Origin of the sequence: Grimontia hollisae CIP 101886 (genome assembly GCF_000176515.1) — a bacterium.
Taxonomy (GTDB): Bacteria; Pseudomonadota; Gammaproteobacteria; order Enterobacterales; family Vibrionaceae; genus Enterovibrio; species Enterovibrio hollisae.
Window position 1 is genome coordinate 82,821 of record NZ_ADAQ01000009.1, and the last position, 17,625, is coordinate 100,445.

Below are 17,625 nucleotides of genomic sequence, written 5' to 3' on the forward strand. Positions count from 1 at the left end.
CACTGTTAGTGGTTCATCAAAGGACGAACACGCTTGTCTACCGCTTCCCTGGCACGGAAGATACGAGAACGCACCGTTCCCACCGGGCAGTCCATCACTTCTGCGATCTCTTCATAACTTAAGCCATCGATCTCACGCAGGGTGATTGCCGTTTTCAGATCATCAGGTAACGCTTCAATCGTACTGAAAACGACCTGCTTCAACTGTTCAGACAACATAAGGTTCTCAGGGTTCGAAATTTCTTTCAGTGCTCCCCCATTCTCGTAATTTTCCGCCTCTTCCGCGTCAATATCACTCGATGGTGGACGGCGTCCCTGGGCAACCAGATAATTCTTCGCTGTGTTGACCGCTATGCGGTAAAGCCAGGTATAAAAAGCACTTTCACCGCGAAACCCCGGTAAGGCACGGTACGCTTTAATAAAGGCTTCCTGAGCAACATCGGGCACGTCCCCGTTGTTGCTGACGTAGCGAGAGATCAGATTGCATACCTTGTTTTGATATTTTACGACCAGCAGGTTGAACGCCTGCTTGTCACCATTCTGTACGCGCTCAATTAAGGCTTGATCGGTTAACTGCTCGCTCATTCGAGCGCCTTCTCCTTATTATTGATACCGTTAGTCGGCGTTTGTAAGTGCCAGTGTCGCTGCAAAAGGTCAAGGCACTGTCAACTACCGGTATTTCTTCTCGCTCGTTGCCACTGTGGTGCACGACATCTTTAGGGTCGCGCGATTTTGTTAAATGAGCACAGTGTATGAGTGAAACATTAAAAGAAAGTTCCTTTAACGGTTCTGATTAATTTGATGATTAGATCCCACTCGCAAAGTCTACCAGAATGTTTGGCTACGCCCTAACCCGGGCCCATACCTTATTTTCAACACTGTCTCATCATGGCATATCCAATAACGGAAAGAGGGTTGTCGCCGGAAGTTGCAGGCGGATAAGTGAATTGCACAGCAACATTAGTGTAAACTCACTGACATAACTCGAACTCGTTGTTCCAGATGAAGGGATGTTCCTTTCATTTGAGCGAAAGGAATACGTAATCAATGAGCAATCAAGAACACGTATGTGACGTGCTGGTGATTGGCAGTGGCGCTGCCGGCCTTTCCCTGGCGCTCCATTTAGCACCGACACAAAAAGTGATGGTGCTGAGTAAAGGACCACGCAGTGAAGGGGCGACGTATTACGCGCAAGGAGGTATTGCTGCGGTATTCGATGAGAGTGATTCGGTCGAGTCCCACGTGGAAGATACCCAGATTGCCGGCGACGGTATCTGTGATACAGAGGTGGTGAAGTTTATTGCGGAAAACGCCAAGGAATGTGTTCAATGGTTGATTGATGGCGGCGTCCCATTCGATCGCGAAGATGACAACGACAGCGATGAGCCCAAGTTCCACCTCACCCGTGAAGGCGGGCATAGCCACCGGCGTATCCTTCATGCTGCCGACGCAACTGGCGCTGCCGTGCAGACATCGCTGCAGGAAAATGTCATGCAGCATCCCAATATCCGGGTCATGGAGCGTCACAACGCGCTGGATCTGATCACCCGCAAGAAAATCGGTATCTCCGGTCCAAACCGTGTCCTCGGTGCTTATGTGTGGAACCGTGACCGTGAAGCGGTCGAAACTGTGCGTGCCAAGTTCGTCGTGTTGGCAACCGGTGGTGCGTCGAAAGTCTATCAATATACCTCTAACCCGGACGTCTCATCCGGAGACGGTATCGCCATGGCGTGGCGTGCAGGGTGCCGGGTTGCCAACCTTGAATTTAACCAGTTTCACCCGACTTGCCTGTTCCACCCGGAAGCGCGCAATTTCCTGCTGACTGAAGCCTTGCGGGGGGAAGGGGCTTACCTGCGCCGTCCTGATGGTTCACGCTTTATGCCGGATTTTGATGAGCGGGCAGAGCTGGCCCCACGCGATGTCGTTGCCCGTGCGATTGACTACGAAATGAAGCGCCTGGGTGCTGATTGTATGTATCTCGACATCAGCCACAAAGACCCGGAGTTCATTACCAAGCACTTCCCCACTATCAATGAAAAGCTCCTATCTTTTGGCTTTGATTTGACCAAAGAGGCAATCCCGATTGTGCCTGCGGCCCATTACACCTGTGGCGGGGTAATGGTGGACAAAAACGGCCAGACGGATCTGGAAGGCCTCTATGCGGTTGGTGAAGTGAGTTACACCGGCCTGCACGGTGCCAATCGCATGGCCTCTAACTCCCTGCTGGAGTGTGTGGTGTATGCCTGGTCAGCCGCAAAGCACATTGGTGAGCACGCCACACAAGCAGAGCTACCGCCAACGCTGCCACACTGGGATGACAGCCTGGTTACCTGTTCAGATGAAGAGGTGGTGATCCAACACAACTGGCATGAGCTACGCCTGTTTATGTGGGACTATGTCGGCATTGTGCGCTCTACCAAACGCCTGGAACGCGCACTGCGCCGCATCGAACTGTTAAAGCAGGAAACCCACGAGTATTACAGCAATTTCCGGGTTTCAAACAACCTGCTGGAGCTGCGTAACCTGCTACAGGTAGCAGAGCTGATGGTACGCTGTGCCATGGCACGAAAAGAAAGCCGGGGCCTGCATTACACCATCGATTATCCGGATAAAGCCGAAGATTCCGGCCCAACCATTCTGGTGCCGGATTTCCCCTGTTAACTAACGCGCCCTGATGAACAAAAGCCCTCAGATTGAGGGCTTTTTGAATCGGGGGATGTCGGGGATATTTAAGAGCGGAAGGCCAAAACCGCCGTTTCCAGCTCACCACTCTGGGCGGCAACCCTTGCCGCTGCCTGGGCATTTTCACTGGTCGCTACCGTATTTTCCGAGGTGATTGACTGGATCGAATGCACGTTTTGGTTGACTTCCTTCGCCACCATGCTTTGCTCTTCCACCGCAGCGGCAATCTGGGTACTCATGTCCATGATCTGCTGCATATCGATAATGATGTTATCCAGCTCTGACGCTGCCTCTTCAACATGGCTAACCGATTGGTCACTGTCATTCTTGCACGCATTAATACGCTCTACCACACTGTTGGTCTGCTCTTGCAGAGATAAAATCATGGTCGCTATTTCATCGGTGGATTGATTGGTACGGTTCGCCAGCGAGCGCACTTCATCGGCGACCACCGCAAACCCCCGCCCCTGTTCACCGGCCCGGGCTGCTTCAATTGCCGCATTCAACGCCAGCAGGTTGGTCTGCTCAGAAATGTCTTTGATAACATCGACCACTGTCCCAATTTTTTGCGATAGGGACACCAGGCCATGAATGTCGTTACTGGCGGTACAAAGGCCTTCTGACAAGGTAAGAATAGCCTCTCGTGTTGCCTGAACTGTTTGATGCCCTTTCTGGGCGCGCGTCAGGCTTTGTCCGGCATTGATTGCCGCCGTTTCGGTATTGCTGGCAATTTCACGGATAGTCGCTTCCATTTCATTGACCGCCGTCGCCGCCATATCGGCTTCTGAATGCTGCTTGCTAAGGGCCATCTCGGCACTGTGGCTGCGTGACTGAACATCAGACGCTGTAGCATTCAACGTGGTGATTGATGCTTTCACGCCGACAATCAGGGTCTGGCAATGTTCCAGTACCAAGTTAAAGTCTTTCGCCACCAGAGCAATTTCATCGTTCCCTTCTGTCGCTGCACGCAAGGTTAAATCCCGATCAGTGGCCACGTTATCCATGGTTGCTGTCAGGTTAGTCAGGCGACGCTGGATATACCGGTTCAGCAGAACACTGGCGGTAATTAAAAGGGCTGAGATAATGGCCAGGACGATAATCGCACCAACAACCAGGGTATGTTGGGCACCATCTAACTCATTGGCAAGGTGACGGCGCATATCATCAAAATCAGCTTCCACCTGATGAGTCTGGCTACGAATAGCACCGAGCAAGCCCGATTTATGATCTAGCCCGACATCGCGACTCAACTGCATATAACGCTCAACCAGCCCTTTTTGTACATCAAGGGCTGGCAATCCGGTCTCCGATTTTACGCCTTGCCAGACACGTCCAAACTCTTCATACGAAGCTTCGCTGACATCATTGATCAAAAGGCGGCTTAATGTGACAAGGTACGCGATGTCACTGACAGCAGGATTATTCTCAAGCAATTGTGCATTGGCCGCACTGAGTTCTCCCCGAATACCCGATTGGGTATCAAGGCCGAGTTTTTCATAGCCACCAGCCAGCGTCATAAAGCCTTGGTGATATTGCTTCATCGCCTGAGACACAGCACTGATCTGTGGAAGTGGAATGTTCAGTCTTTTCGCTTCTTCGTCCAGGGTATTAAGTAGGGAATTAAAGGTGTCCACGTTATCAACAAAACGGTTGACGTATTTGTTATCCATCCGTGCCAGAAAATCTTTCTCATTACGGCGCAAGTTCAACAGGCGCACTTCCAGATCAGCCACCAGAGATTGTTTGGTTTTCAAATCAATCAAGCGCTCAGATGCCTGCCAGCCAATAAAAGCAAACAACAATAACGACACGGCTGAAAATGCCGTAAGGCCATATAATTTCGTTCTAATTTTCATATCACCACTTCCCTCTTCCACATCATGAGCCGGTGGCAGCCCGTATGGCTGCTGATTTAGGTATCGGCGTACTCAAGGTTTTTTTTAGGGATCGCGTACGATAAACAACTGACGTGGCGATCTTTGTCACACTTTCAATGCCAGATACACACGGCAAAGGTGTCTGAATGCGTATGGGGGAAACGCATCAAAAGACAGCACCAAACGGCGATTCTCCCCGTTACGGGCAATATCCAAAACGATGAGATAACGGCTGAAAAACACCCTCTTCACGACGTTATATTCCTGCCCTTGATACCGACAGGTGCCATCAATATGAAGCGAGAGCTCGCCGCGATTCTGGGCAGCCAGCGTTTGCCACCCCCGGACTTCACGTAACAGAAAGCAGAGAAGGAGAGATTTGACTTCAAGCGGAAGGGCACTGGCGGCAAAAAGCAGACCTGCCGCCAGCAAGTAAAAACAAACAACCCCGCTCACACACAAGCGGGATGACCGGACCTCAGTATTAACGAAGCTTGCGGCGGTTGTGCTCAACAATCTTGTCCGTCATCGCCGCCAGCGCAGGATTTTCACTGCGGCCATGTCCCATTAACCAAGTGAACAAATCAGGATCATCGCATTCCAGTAACGCGACAAAATCCTGCTTTTCATCTTCAGATAATGTATCGAAACACTCTTCAAAAAACGGCATGATAATAACATCAAGCTCCAACATACCACGGCGGCATGCCCATTTGATACGCGCTTTGTCTTCTGCGCCCAGCATGAGTACCTCTGAAATTAGGTTGTAATAACTGGCCCAAATAGTATCAGTGAGGTGGTGGCCTTGCTACGGCTGAAGGATTGAATCTTGTAACCCTGTGATCTGCCCCCATATCAAAGGCATATTGCTGACTTTGCACGTTAATAGCATTAACATAACACCCCTGATTTTTAAGCGAGACACTCCATGACTAACTGGTACCAAACACACGCTTTCCACCGGCTTCCCCTGTCGTCAGACAGCGCACTGCCAGCCCTGTCAGTGATTGCGCTCGATCATCTGGCACTGATCACGGCAGTGGGTCAGGACACCATTCCATACCTGCAAGGACAGCTCACCTGTGATCTGGTGTCGCTTGAAAAAACACGCTCAACCCTTGCCGCACACTGTGACGCCAAAGGCAAGGTGTGGTCTGCTATCCGGATTTTCCACCACGGTAACGGGGTTGCCTACGTTCAACCCGCTTCTGTGGCCGAAAAACAGTTGGCGGAGATTAAAAAATACGCGGTGTTTTCTAAAACTGAGTTCACCCTTTCTGAGCAGGTTCTCATTGGTATTGCCGGGGAAAAAGCGAACAATGCCGTCGAGTCCCGCTTTATCGGTGAGGGGGATGTCAGACCGACACAAACCGGCACGGCAGTGCGCATTGATGGTAACCGCTGGTTACTCGCCATCGACAAAGAAGAAGCCGACACCCTGATAACTGAGCTGGGTGAACGCGCCACCCTGAGCGATAACGCACTTTGGACACTGCTCGACCTACGTGCAGCCCTGCCTGCTATCGAGGATGCCACCACCAACGAGTTCATTCCTCAGGCCCTGAACCTTCAGGCGCTGGATGGTATCAGCTTTAAAAAAGGCTGTTATACCGGTCAGGAAACCGTGGCGCGTGCCAAATACCGTGGCATCAATAAACGTGCAACCTACCTGCTTCAGGGTAAAGCCGAAGACGCCCCCAAAGCCGGTGATGTGTTTGACCGCAGTGTGGGCGAAAACTGGCGTACTGGCGGTACCGTGCTGACCGGCTACCGTTTTGAGGACGGCCAGGCATTGGCATTGGTTGTATTGCCCAATAACTTGGATGATAACAGCCAGTTTCGTCTGCCAGAAACAGACACGTTGTGGCAAAAAGTCGACCTGCCGTATAGCTTGGAAGACGATGCCTGATTTGGACACCCCCATCCTCTCTGTCCTTCGTGATGCCGGGATCCCTTTCCGGCTGTTACCGCATCAACGTGCGGCAACCACAATTCATGACGCCGCCGAGCAGCGTGGCGTCCTACCACAGCAATTGGTGAAATCCATGCTGCTTCGAGACATGGGCGGACAAATGGCATTGGCTTGCGTTCCAGGAACAGCGTCGGTTGATCCCCGTAAAGTACGGGCTCTGCTTGGCTGCCGACGCATGACCATGGTTGACAGCCAGCATGTTCAAAGCATTACCGGCTACTCTCCCGGCACGGTAACCCCCCTTTCCGTATATGGAATGGTCCCCATTTTCTTTGACCCGTCACTCAGTGCGTTTGAACGGGTCAATATCAGTAGCGGCTCCCCCATGGCGGGGGTTGAACTGCGCTATCAGGATTTGGCCGATATCTGTCAGCCCGTGCTTGCGGACATTTGCCGCGAGCACAAAGACGATCCTTGAAACCATTCACCATACGGTTCGATAAAAAGGGTGTAATTTACGTGCCAGAAAGCCACCCATATTTGTCTTATTTTCCATACTGTGAGCTACCCCAAACTCACGATATTGTCTTTCTGAAAATTCAATTAAGTGTCTTGCCTGTCACAATGTAGTCATACCCGCATCGCTATAATGCCGCCCGCCCAAACCGGACCAAAAAGCGTGGCGGTTAACCCTCACAGTTCGTCTTACTGGTTTTAGGTTGTTGACGAGCAAAGAATACACAAAAGGAATAGCGAATGCGGATGTTTAATCGTTATGTCCCTTCATTGATTGCGAAACACGTTTACCGGCTGTTCAGTGGACGTATTCATATTGATGGACGGGGCGATTTCGACTTTCATCAGGGAATGGTGCAGGCGCAGTCAGATGGAAATATTGAGCATTACCGGACAGTCAAGGAAATCAACGCTGAAATCCGTAAACTAAAGGAAATGTATTAATAGTTTTGGGGTTGTTTCCCCAGCACTTCGCTTGAAAAAACACCGCGTTCATGCGGTGTTTTTTTCTCTGGATGTCAGAGGAGTTACTCTTCTTCGTCAATGGAATCCTGATACGCTTCTGCATCCAGCAAATCATCAATTTCACCCTGATCGCTGATACGTATTTGGAACAACCAGCCGTCGCCATAAGGATCGCTGTTGACCAATTCAGGCGCACCATCAAGCTCCTCATTAATCGCAACGATCTCGCCCGTCAAGGGTGAATAAATATCAGATGCCGCCTTTACAGACTCTGCCACGGCACAGTCATCACCGGCATCAACGGTGTCACCCACATCCGGCAAATCGACAAAAACCATGTCACCCAGCAGAGCTTGAGCGTGATCAGAAATACCCACGGTATAAACACCGTCACCTTCTGGCCTCACCCATTCGTGAGAGGAGGTAAATTTTAGCTCAGAGGGGATATTGCTCATAAATCAGATTCCTTCTAAAAAAATGCAGCGATGCCGGACAAATTAGGAAAGCCTTAAGCCGTTAGCAAGAAAAATCACCGTACAAAAAGCCATTGTTTTAACTCGATCATACCTTGGGATTATGGCTCATGATCCGGGCCGCACCTCACCGTTTTCTTCCCAATAAAAACGCCAGCGACTGTCTCCATATCGCTGGCGAATAGCCAAAGACTTAACCGTTGGCTTTGTTGACGTGCACGTCCATCTGCGGGAAGGGAATTTCAATACCTTCTGCATCCAGCGCTTCTTTCATCGCTTGCAACAGGTCGAAATACACTGCCCAGTAGTCTGCTGTGCGTACCCAAGGACGTACCACCAGGTTAACAGATGAATCGGCCAGTTCTACCACACCGATAGTTGGCGCCGGGGTGCTCAGCAGGCGGGTTTCTTTTGCCAATACATCTGCCAGCACGTGTTTGGTTTTCTGCAGATCAGCACTGTAGGAGACCCCTATCACATAATCGATTCGACGGGTATCGTGGCGAGAATAGTTAGTGATGGGACTCGAGATAATCGCACCGTTGGGTACCACCACCATTTTGTTATCCGGTGTTTTCAGCACAGTAGAGAAAATTTGGATCGAGTCAACAGAGCCTGAGACGCCAGCCACTTCTACATAGTCACCACTCTTGAATGGACGAAACGCCACAATCAATACACCCGCAGCAAAGTTTGACAGTGAGCCTTGCAGAGCCAGGCCAACCGCCAGGCCTGCGGCACCAATAACCGCAACGACGGATGCGGTCTGGACACCGAGACGGCCCAACGCGGCAATCAACACGATAACGAACAGTAAGTAACGAACAAAAGTATGCACGAAGTCGACAACGGCTTTGTCGAACCCTTTTTTACGCATCACATTGGCGGCACTATTAGCAATGGCTTTAACAACCCAGTTACCAATAATAAGAATGAGAAGCGCGGAGATGATGTTGACACCGTATTGAAGTAGCAGTTCCTGATTATTATTAAACCAGTTCATTGCTTCATTTGTAGCATTTTCCATTGCAGTTTCCTTGGTGTTGTTACGCCTTATAAATATCATCCTGAACCTGACGAACTTGCCCGGATGAAAATCAGAGCAGAGTGTACAGTTTAATCAGCAATAAAAAGTGTCTCAATTTTAACACGAAAACGCTCTAATCATGTGCTTTCGCGAGAGCTTAAACAAAAAACCCTGCCAATTGGCAGGGTTTCAGCATCAAGATTGCTAGTATCCGCAATTATGCTGCTTGCTTCTCTCCTTTCTCGGTTTTTGTGGCTGTTGCCGCGTAATAATGCACATCCATTTGTGGGAACGGGATTTCGATACCTTCTTTATCCAGGCCTTCTTTGATTGCTTGCAGCAGATCAAAGTATGTTGACCAGTAATCTTCTGTTTTCACCCAAGGACGCACCACAAAGTTAACCGATGAATCCATCAGTGCTGATACACCCACTGTTGGCTTTGGCTCAGGCAGTACACGGGGATCAGCTTTTACGATACGGCTCAGCACTTCTTTGGTTTTCTGCAGATCAGACTTATAAGAAACGCCGATGATAAAATCGATACGACGTGTCGCATGGCGCGAGTAGTTAGTGATAGGGCTGGAGATCACCGTACCGTTTGGCACCACCACCATTTTGTTGTCGGTGGTCTTCAGCACGGTAGAGAAAATCTGGATTGACTCCACCAGACCCGCAACGCCACCCACTTCGACATAGTCACCGGATTTGAATGGGCGGAAAGTCACAATCAGCACACCTGCGGCAAAGTTAGACAGTGAGCCTTGCAGTGCCAGACCAATTGCCAGACCGGCAGCACCAATAACGGCAACGATAGACGCAGTTTCCACGCCAACACGGCCCAGTGCGGCCATCAAGACAACCGCAAACATCACATAGCGAACCAGGTTCTCGATAAAATCGATCACCGCCTGATCCAGGTTACGTTTTTTCAGCACAACCTTGAGCGAACCGGCCACTTTCTTCACCAGCCAGTTACCAATAAACAGGATCAGCAGTGCCGTCAAAATGTTCACCGAGTACTGGATTAACAGTTCTTGATGTGATTCCAGCCAGCTAATGACTTGGGTTGCTGTTTGTTCAACAGACTCTACTGGGTTTTGTTCAATCATTTACTTCTCTCACCACGTCCAATAACCATTGGCACACAAAATCACGCTGCCAGACTCAATGCCTACTGATAAAACAAAACGTTATTCTTAATTCGTATCAGCAAGATAAGCATCAGGCAGCAAGAAAAAAGCGCCTACCGAAATAGCGCCCAATAAAAAACCCGCTAAATTTAGCGGGTTTTATCACATTTTTTAACTGTTATTTTTGGCGTGTCAGCAATTACAGCACGTCGATCGCGTTAAGATCTTTGAACGCCTGCTCAAGACGCGCAACCATAGACTCCTGACCTGCACGCAGCCATACGCGAGGGTCATAGTATTTTTTGTTCGGAGCATCTTCACCGGTTGGGTTACCGATTTGGCCTTGCAGGTAGTCATGATTCTTCGCTTCGTACTGACGGATACCATTCCATGTTGCCCACTGGGTATCGGTATCGATGTTCATTTTGATCACGCCGTAAGAGATAGACTCTTCGATTTCTGCCTGAGAAGAGCCAGAACCACCGTGGAAAACGAAGTTCAGCGCGTTTGGTGCAAGACCAAACTTCTCTGCGCAGTATGCCTGAGAATCACGCAGGATGGTTGGGGTCAGAACAACGTTACCTGGCTTGTATACGCCGTGTACGTTGCCGAAGGATGCTGCGATAGTGAAACGGTGGCTAATCGCACTCAGTTTCTCGTAAGCATAGGCAACGTCTTCTGGAGAGGTGTACAGCTCAGACTGCTCCATGTGAGAGTTGTCTACGCCATCTTCCTCACCACCGGTACAACCCAGTTCGATTTCCAGCGTCATGCCCATCTTTTCCATGCGAGCCAGGTACTGGGCACAGATTTCGATGTTTTCTTCCAGAGATTCTTCAGACAGGTCAATCATGTGAGAAGAGAACAGCGGTTTGCCTGTTGCAGCAAAGTGTTCTTCACCCGCCGCCAGAAGACCGTCAATCCATGGCAGCAGTTTCTTCGCAGCATGGTCAGTATGCAGGATAACTGGCACACCGTAAGATTCAGCGATAGCGTGAACGTATTTTGCACCCGCTACTGCGCCTTTGATTTGCGCTTCCTGGCCTTCCAGTTTCAGGCCTTTACCAACGAAAAAGCCTGCGCCACCGTTAGAGAATTGAACAACAACCGGCGCTTTAACCTTCGCAGCCGCTTCCAGTACTGAGTTGATAGAGTCAGTGTTTACTACGTTTACCGCTGGCAGAGCGAATTTGTGCTCTTTAGCAATCTCAAACACTTTCTGAACGTCATCACCAGAGATAACGCCAGGTTTTACGAAATCAAAAACTTTAGACATAACAATAGTCCTATTTACTCTGTTGTCTTGAGTGAAATCCTATCCAAGCCAGTTTTCCTGCTAGCTTGTTTAATTCGGCAAACGTTTGCGAACAATGCTAGGCATTGTACCCAAACGTGATTCCAAACACAGTATTTTTTGCGCTCGGATATGCATCAATATGATAAATATTTAACTGAGATGCATAAAAAACGGGGGCTACTACCCCCGTCAGCTATTACGCCTTCGCGCGTTTTTCCAGCATTTCTACTGCAGGCAGCACTTTACCTTCAACGAACTCAAGGAATGCACCGCCACCGGTTGAGATGTAAGACACATCTGCTTTGATACCGAACTTGTCGATCGCCGCCAATGTGTCACCACCGCCCGCAACAGAGAAGCCTTCAGACGCCGCAATCGCTTCAGAGATCCCTTTAGTGCCTGCTTCGAAGTTCTTGAACTCAAAGACACCTACAGGGCCATTCCACAGAATGGTTTTTGCATTTTTCAGGATGTCTGCCAGCGCCTGGGTAGATTCAGGGCCCAAGTCGAAGATCATGTCATCGTCCTGAACCTCAGAAACATGCTTGATTTCTGCTTCTGCGTTTTCGTCGAATGCTTTCGCACAGGCAACGTCAGTCGCGACAGGGATAGCACACTCTTCCATCAGTTTCTTCGCCGTATCAACCAGATCTGCTTCGTACAGAGACTTACCGACGTTGTGGCCTGCTGCCGCGATGAAGGTGTTTGCGATACCACCGCCAACAACCAGTTGGTCAGCAATTTTAGACAGGGATTCCAGAACGGTCAGTTTGGTCGATACTTTTGAACCACCAACGATGGCTACCATTGGGCGTGCCGGGTTATCCATCGCTTTACCCAGCGCTTCCAGTTCTGCCGCCAGCAGAGGGCCAGCACATGCAACAGGGGCAAACATACCAACGCCGTAAGTTGACGCTTGTGCACGGTGAGCAGTACCGAATGCATCCATTACGAAAACGTCACACAGCGCTGCGTATTTCTTCGCCAGCTCGTCGTCGTTTTTCTTCTCGCCTTTATTGAAACGCACGTTTTCCAGAACGACCACTTCACCGGCGTTCAGCTCCAGACCATCCAGGTAATCTTTTGCCAGCTTAACGTCGCAATCCAGTACGTCGTTCAGGTAGTTAACCACTGGCTGTAGAGAGAATTCTTCTGCGTACTCACCTTCTGTCGGGCGACCCAGGTGAGATGTCACCATGACTTTCGCACCGGCTTCCAGGCAGTGTTTAATGGTTGGCAGAGACGCCAGGATACGCGCGTCGGAAGTCACTTTACCGTCTTTTACTGGTACGTTCAGATCGGCACGGATAAATACGCGTTTGCCAGCCAGATCCAGATCGGTCATTTTGATTACAGACATGTTCGTCCTCTCTCTAAGTTGCAAAAATTAAAAAATTTGCGGAGGCTTTCGTTACTTCAGAAAGCCGTGGCTCAAGCCTTCGAGCCACCGGTAACGGTTGCCATGGCCAGCGCCGTATCCAGCATACGGTTGGCAAATCCCCATTCGTTGTCGCACCACACCAACATCTTTACCAAATTGTGGTTACTGACCCGGGTCTGCGAGCCATCAACAATGGCACTGTGGGGATCATGGTTAAAATCTATCGAGACAAGCGGTGCCTCGGTATAGTCGACGATGCCGTTCAATGTACACCGAGCGGCCTCTTCGAGTGATTGATTTACGTCATTAACTTTCACTTTCGTGTGAACCGTGACACTTAAATCCATTGCAGTGACGTTAATTGTTGGCACTCTAACCGAAATCGCCTCAAATTTGTCAGAAAATTTCGGAAAGATCCGTCCAATTCCTAAATGTAATTTGGTGTTGACTGGAATAATAGACTGACTGGCGGCGCGTGTGCGTCGCAAATCTGGGTGATAAGCGTCAATCACCTGCTGGTCATTCATCGAGGAATGAATGGTGGTGATGGTGCCGGATTCAATCCCAAATTGCTCATCAAGAACCTTTATCACCGGGACAATACAGTTAGTGGTACAAGATCCATTCGAGACGATGCGATCGCTGGGTTTCAGCGTGTCTTCGTTCACACCAAAGATAATGGTGTTGTCGAGATCGTTACTGCCCGGATGGGAGAACAGGACTTTCTTGGCGCCGGCATCCAAGTGGGCCTGACCATGTTCGCGGGTTCCAAACACGCCGGTGCAATCGAGCACGATATCGATGTCGAGATCACGCCATGGCAACAGGTGAAGATCACTGAGATGGAGGATCCTGATACTGTCGTCGCCGACAAAAAGAAACTCCTGACTGTTGGTCACCTTTTTGAAAAAACGCCCATGGCTGGAGTCATATTGCAGAAGGTGCGCCATGGCATCCGGCTCTGCCAGTTCGTTGACTGCAACCACTTCTATCTGGTCACGTTTATCACTTTCATACAGCGCACGGAGCACGCTACGACCAATACGGCCAAATCCATTAATTGCGACGCGTAATGCCATATCCCTGTCGATCTTTGTCGTTAATGAAATACGGCTGACAGTCTATCCCAAGCCTATGAATTTCGCACGCAATACGTGATGGGTCTCTCATCAAATATTGGGAAGCGTTCAGGACGACTATCCCAAGAAAAAACCCGCCGGATAGCGGGTTTATAAAGGGGATTCTAGCGCTTATGCCAGCAGCTCTCTGGCTGTCTCCACCACGTTTTCAGTGGTGAAACCAAACAGCTTGAACAGCTCACCCGCTGGGGCTGATTCACCGAAGGTGTGCATGCCAATGATGCGGCCGTCAAAGCCCACGTACTTGTACCAGAAGTCGGCAATGCCCGCTTCAATAGCGATACGTGCTGTCACGTCTGATGGCAGTACGGCTTCACGGTAAGCCGCATCCTGTTTGTCAAAGGTGTCAGTCGATGGCATAGATACCACGCGAACCGCTTTGCCTTCTGCGCTCAGCTGTGCTGCCGCGTCTACTGCCAGCTCTACCTCTGATCCGGTTGCAATCAGGATAAGCTCTGGCTTGCCTGCGCAATCTTTCAGGATGTACCCCCCCTTGGCGATGTCAGCCACCTGCTCAGCAGTGCGGTCTTGCTGTGCCAGGTTCTGACGCGAGAAGATAAGAGACGTTGGAGCGTCTTTACGCTCGATCGCCAGTTTCCACGCGACGGCAGATTCTACCTGGTCACACGGACGCCAGGTGCTCATGTTCGGTGTCAGGCGCAGGGAGGCGATTTGCTCAACCGGCTGGTGGGTTGGGCCATCTTCACCCAGACCGATAGAGTCATGGGTATAAACCTGAATATTCTGCACTTTCATCAGTGCGGCCATACGCATCGCGTTACGTGCGTATTCCATGAACATCAGGAAGGTCGCGCCGTAAGGCACAAAACCACCGTGCAGGGCGATACCGTTGATGATGGCGGTCATACCGAACTCACGCACACCGTAGTGGATGTAGTTGCCTGATGCGTCATCTGCGGTCAGCGACTTAGAGCCAGACCACATGGTCAGGTTTGAAGGCGCCAGGTCAGCGGAGCCACCCATAAATTCTGGCAGCAGTTTGCCGAACGCTTCCAGCGCGTTTTGCGACGCTTTACGTGAGGCGATGTTCGCTGGGTTGGCTTGCAGGTCAGCAATGATTTGGTTCGCTTGCGCTTCCCAGTCGGCTGGCAGTTCACCGTTCATGCGGCGTTTGAATTCTGCAGCCAGTTCTGGGTAAGCCGCTTCATACGCGGCAAATTTCTCGTTCCATGCTGCTTCTTTGGCTGCACCGGCTTCTTTGGCATCCCATGCGCGGTAAACGTCTGCCGGGATGTCAAACGGGCCGTGTTCCCAACCGAGGAATTCACGCGCGGCTTTGATTTCATCATGGCCCAGAGGGGCACCGTGACAGTCGTGAGAGCCGGCTTTGTTGGGTGAACCGAAACCGATGATGGTTTTGGTACAAATCAGGGTCGGACGGCCGGTTTCTGCTTTCGCCGCTTCAATCGCTGCGTTGATAGCGTCTGCATCGTGACCGTCTACGGCCGGAATAACGTGCCAGCCGTAAGATTCGAAACGCTTCGGCGTGTCGTCAGTGAACCAGCCTTCAACGTGACCGTCGATAGAGATGCCGTTGTCATCCCAGAAGGCAATCAGTTTGCCAAGGCCCAGCGTCCCCGCCAGTGAACACGCTTCGTGCGAGATACCTTCCATCAGACAGCCATCGCCCATAAACACGTAAGTGTTGTGGTCAACGATGTTGTGGCCGTCACGGTTGAACTGGGCGGCCAGTGCTTTTTCCGCAATCGCCATACCCACCGCATTGGTGATGCCCTGTCCCAGCGGACCGGTGGTGGTTTCAACGCCCGGTGCGTAACCGTATTCCGGGTGGCCCGGAGTTTTGGAGTGCAGCTGGCGGAAGTTTTTCAGATCGTCAATAGACAGGTCGTAACCGGTCAGGTGCAACAGGGAGTAAATCAGCATCGAGCCGTGGCCGTTAGACAGCACGAAGCGGTCGCGGTCAGCCCACGCAGGGTTTTGTGGGTTGTGGTTCATGTGGTCGCGCCACAGCACTTCGGCGATGTCCGCCATGCCCATGGGGGCGCCTGGGTGACCAGAGTTAGCTTGTTGTACACCGTCCATGCTGAGGGCACGGATTGCATTGGCTAAAACCTTGCGGGAAGACATGTCTGCTCCTGGGATCATTGAGGGTCTGATGACCTTTTGGGGTTTGAGTTATGGGCAATCCAGCACAATACTTATACCCAAGCTAACTTGAATATGCTTGAGCACCGCAGTAACACAGCCAGATTGCTGAATTCGGCGGGTAAGTATTGTCGCAAGACTCCGACAGTACTGCAAACGTTTACTTGGTCGATTTTTTCGAGATCTCGTGCGTTTAGTAACGAACGCGCAGCCTCTGGTTACTTGGGTATAGCCGGGGCATAAACGTTTTCTATTTTTATCGACAAAAATGTACGGTTGATTTATGTGTAACTCCACGTAAAATAGACGTCCAGACGGAAAAGCATCTATACTTTTAAACGGTCAAACATCCAAAGATGCTTTTATAAACATTCGATATCAACCACTTATTTATTGCTAGGAAAAAGACATGGCTAAACACCTGTTTACTTCTGAGTCAGTATCAGAAGGTCATCCAGATAAAATCGCAGACCAGATTTCAGACGCCGTTCTTGACGCGATTCTGGAGCAGGATCCAAAAGCACGCGTCGCCTGTGAGACTTACGTTAAAACCGGCATGGTCATGGTCGGTGGTGAGATCACCACATCAGCATGGGTTGATATCGAAGAACTGACCCGTGAAACAGTGCGTGAGATCGGCTATGTACACTCAGACATGGGTTTTGACGCAGATTCTTGTGCGGTTTTGAACACCATTGGTAAACAGTCACCAGACATCAACCAAGGTGTTGATAAGGCGGATCCGAAAGAACAAGGCGCGGGCGATCAGGGCATCATGTTCGGTTACGCCTGTAACGAAACTGACGTACTGATGCCAGCACCGATTACCTATTCACACCGACTGGTGCAGCGCCAGGCGGAAGTGCGTAAAAACGGCACTTTGCCATGGCTGCGCCCAGATGCCAAATCCCAGGTCACTTTCCAGTACGACCAAGGCAAGATCGTAGGCATTGACGCAGTCGTTTTGTCTACCCAGCACTGTGATTCCATCTCAACCCCAGATCTGCGTGAAGCGGTGATGGAAGAAATCATCAAGCCAGTCCTACCAGCAGAGTGGCTAAACAAAGAGACTAAGTACTTTATCAACCCAACCGGTCGTTTCGTTATCGGTGGCCCAATGGGTGACTGTGGTCTGACTGGTCGTAAGATCATTGTTGATACCTACGGCGGCGCAGCACGCCACGGTGGCGGTGCATTCTCCGGTAAAGATCCATCGAAAGTTGACCGTTCTGCTGCATACGCAGCGCGCTACGTGGCGAAAAATATCGTTGCTGCCGGTATGGCTGATCGCTGTGAAATCCAGCTTTCTTACGCCATTGGTGTAGCAGATCCAACGTCTATCATGGTGGAAACTTTCGGCACTGAAAAAGTGTCTCACGACATCATTATCGACGCGGTTCGCCAGCACTTCGACCTGCGCCCATACGGCCTGCAGGAAATGCTGAACCTGCTGCAACCTATCTATAAAAAGACCGCGGCATACGGTCACTTCGGTCGTGAAGAATTCCCTTGGGAGAAAACCGACAAAGTGGCAGCGCTGCGCGACTTTGCAAACCTGAAATAAACGCACTGAAAAGTCCGTTTTAAACAAAGAGGCC

16 protein-coding genes are annotated in these 17,625 nt (G+C 50.5%); 5 read left to right on the forward strand and 11 right to left on the reverse strand.

What is annotated here, in order from left to right; all coding sequences use genetic code 11:
* Positions 1-5 precede the first annotated feature (5 nt).
* The gene (gene rpoE, locus VHA_RS03670) at positions 6-584 is read right to left on the reverse strand and encodes an RNA polymerase sigma factor RpoE (RefSeq protein ID WP_005501933.1); all 579 of its coding nucleotides are present in this window, start codon (positions 582-584) and stop codon (positions 6-8) included.
* A 462-nt stretch (positions 585-1,046) separates the two neighbouring features.
* Between rpoE and nadB the strand changes: the two genes are divergently transcribed.
* A complete protein-coding gene (nadB, locus tag VHA_RS03675) occupies positions 1,047-2,660 on the forward strand; it encodes an L-aspartate oxidase (RefSeq protein ID WP_005501940.1) in 1,614 nt (537 codons plus the stop codon).
* A gap of 68 nt (positions 2,661-2,728) precedes the next feature.
* Here the strand turns inward: nadB and VHA_RS03680 are convergent, their stop codons facing one another.
* From VHA_RS03680 to VHA_RS03690, 3 genes are all read right to left on the reverse strand, one after another.
* Entirely contained in the window at positions 2,729-4,537 is a 1,809-nt protein-coding gene (locus tag VHA_RS03680; protein WP_040528157.1) for a methyl-accepting chemotaxis protein, read from the reverse strand.
* A gap of 126 nt (positions 4,538-4,663) precedes the next feature.
* Positions 4,664-5,071 carry a protein YgfX gene (locus VHA_RS03685; protein ID WP_226926534.1) on the reverse strand — a complete coding sequence of 136 codons (408 nt, stop codon included), beginning with the start codon at positions 5,069-5,071 and terminating at the stop codon, positions 4,664-4,666.
* Positions 5,043-5,303 (reverse strand): FAD assembly factor SdhE, encoded by a 261-nt coding sequence (locus VHA_RS03690; RefSeq protein WP_005501950.1) that lies wholly within the window; start codon positions 5,301-5,303, stop codon positions 5,043-5,045. Before VHA_RS03690 ends, VHA_RS03685 begins: the two co-directional genes overlap by 29 nt.
* Before the next feature lie 183 nt (positions 5,304-5,486).
* Here VHA_RS03690 and ygfZ point away from each other — a divergent pair, with 183 nt between their 5' ends.
* The 3 genes from ygfZ to VHA_RS03705 all read left to right on the forward strand — a co-directional run bounded on the left by ygfZ (position 5,487) and on the right by VHA_RS03705 (position 7,430).
* A complete protein-coding gene (gene ygfZ / locus VHA_RS03695) occupies positions 5,487-6,467 on the forward strand; it encodes a tRNA-modifying protein YgfZ (RefSeq protein ID WP_005501951.1) in 981 nt (326 codons plus the stop codon).
* On the forward strand, positions 6,460-6,948 hold the full coding sequence (locus VHA_RS03700) for an aminoacyl-tRNA deacylase (protein ID WP_005501952.1): 489 nt from the start codon (positions 6,460-6,462) through the stop codon (positions 6,946-6,948). The genes ygfZ and VHA_RS03700 overlap by 8 nt, the downstream gene beginning before the upstream one ends.
* A gap of 278 nt (positions 6,949-7,226) precedes the next feature.
* Entirely contained in the window at positions 7,227-7,430 is a 204-nt protein-coding gene (locus VHA_RS03705) for a DUF1107 family protein (protein ID WP_005501954.1), read from the forward strand.
* Positions 7,431-7,513: 83 nt separating this feature from the next.
* On the opposite strand, the gene gcvH is transcribed toward VHA_RS03705, so the two are convergent.
* The 7 genes from gcvH to tkt all read right to left on the reverse strand — a co-directional run bounded on the left by gcvH (position 7,514) and on the right by tkt (position 16,009).
* Entirely contained in the window at positions 7,514-7,906 is a 393-nt protein-coding gene (gene gcvH, locus VHA_RS03710; protein ID WP_005501956.1) for a glycine cleavage system protein GcvH, read from the reverse strand.
* 211 nt (positions 7,907-8,117) lie between these two features.
* Positions 8,118-8,951 carry a small-conductance mechanosensitive channel MscS gene (mscS, locus tag VHA_RS03715; RefSeq protein WP_005501957.1) on the reverse strand — a complete coding sequence of 278 codons (834 nt, stop codon included), beginning with the start codon at positions 8,949-8,951 and terminating at the stop codon, positions 8,118-8,120.
* Positions 8,952-9,168: 217 nt separating this feature from the next.
* Positions 9,169-10,062: a small-conductance mechanosensitive channel MscS gene (gene mscS, locus VHA_RS03720; protein ID WP_005501959.1), complete on the reverse strand. Its 894-nt coding sequence runs from the start codon at positions 10,060-10,062 to the stop codon at positions 9,169-9,171.
* A 220-nt stretch (positions 10,063-10,282) separates the two neighbouring features.
* The gene (fbaA, locus tag VHA_RS03725; protein WP_005501961.1) at positions 10,283-11,359 is read right to left on the reverse strand and encodes a class II fructose-bisphosphate aldolase; all 1,077 of its coding nucleotides are present in this window, start codon (positions 11,357-11,359) and stop codon (positions 10,283-10,285) included.
* A 217-nt stretch (positions 11,360-11,576) separates the two neighbouring features.
* The gene (locus tag VHA_RS03730) at positions 11,577-12,740 is read right to left on the reverse strand and encodes a phosphoglycerate kinase (RefSeq protein ID WP_005501963.1); all 1,164 of its coding nucleotides are present in this window, start codon (positions 12,738-12,740) and stop codon (positions 11,577-11,579) included.
* A gap of 71 nt (positions 12,741-12,811) precedes the next feature.
* A complete protein-coding gene (epd, locus tag VHA_RS03735) occupies positions 12,812-13,840 on the reverse strand; it encodes an erythrose-4-phosphate dehydrogenase (protein ID WP_005501965.1) in 1,029 nt (342 codons plus the stop codon).
* Between the two features lie 171 nt (positions 13,841-14,011).
* Positions 14,012-16,009, reverse strand: a complete 1,998-nt coding sequence (tkt, locus tag VHA_RS03740; RefSeq protein ID WP_005501966.1) for a transketolase — start codon at positions 16,007-16,009, stop codon at positions 14,012-14,014.
* Between the two features lie 427 nt (positions 16,010-16,436).
* On the opposite strand from tkt, the gene metK reads away from it, so the two are divergent.
* A complete protein-coding gene (gene metK, locus VHA_RS03745; protein WP_005501967.1) occupies positions 16,437-17,591 on the forward strand; it encodes a methionine adenosyltransferase in 1,155 nt (384 codons plus the stop codon).
* The last annotated feature ends 34 nt before the right edge of the window (positions 17,592-17,625 follow it).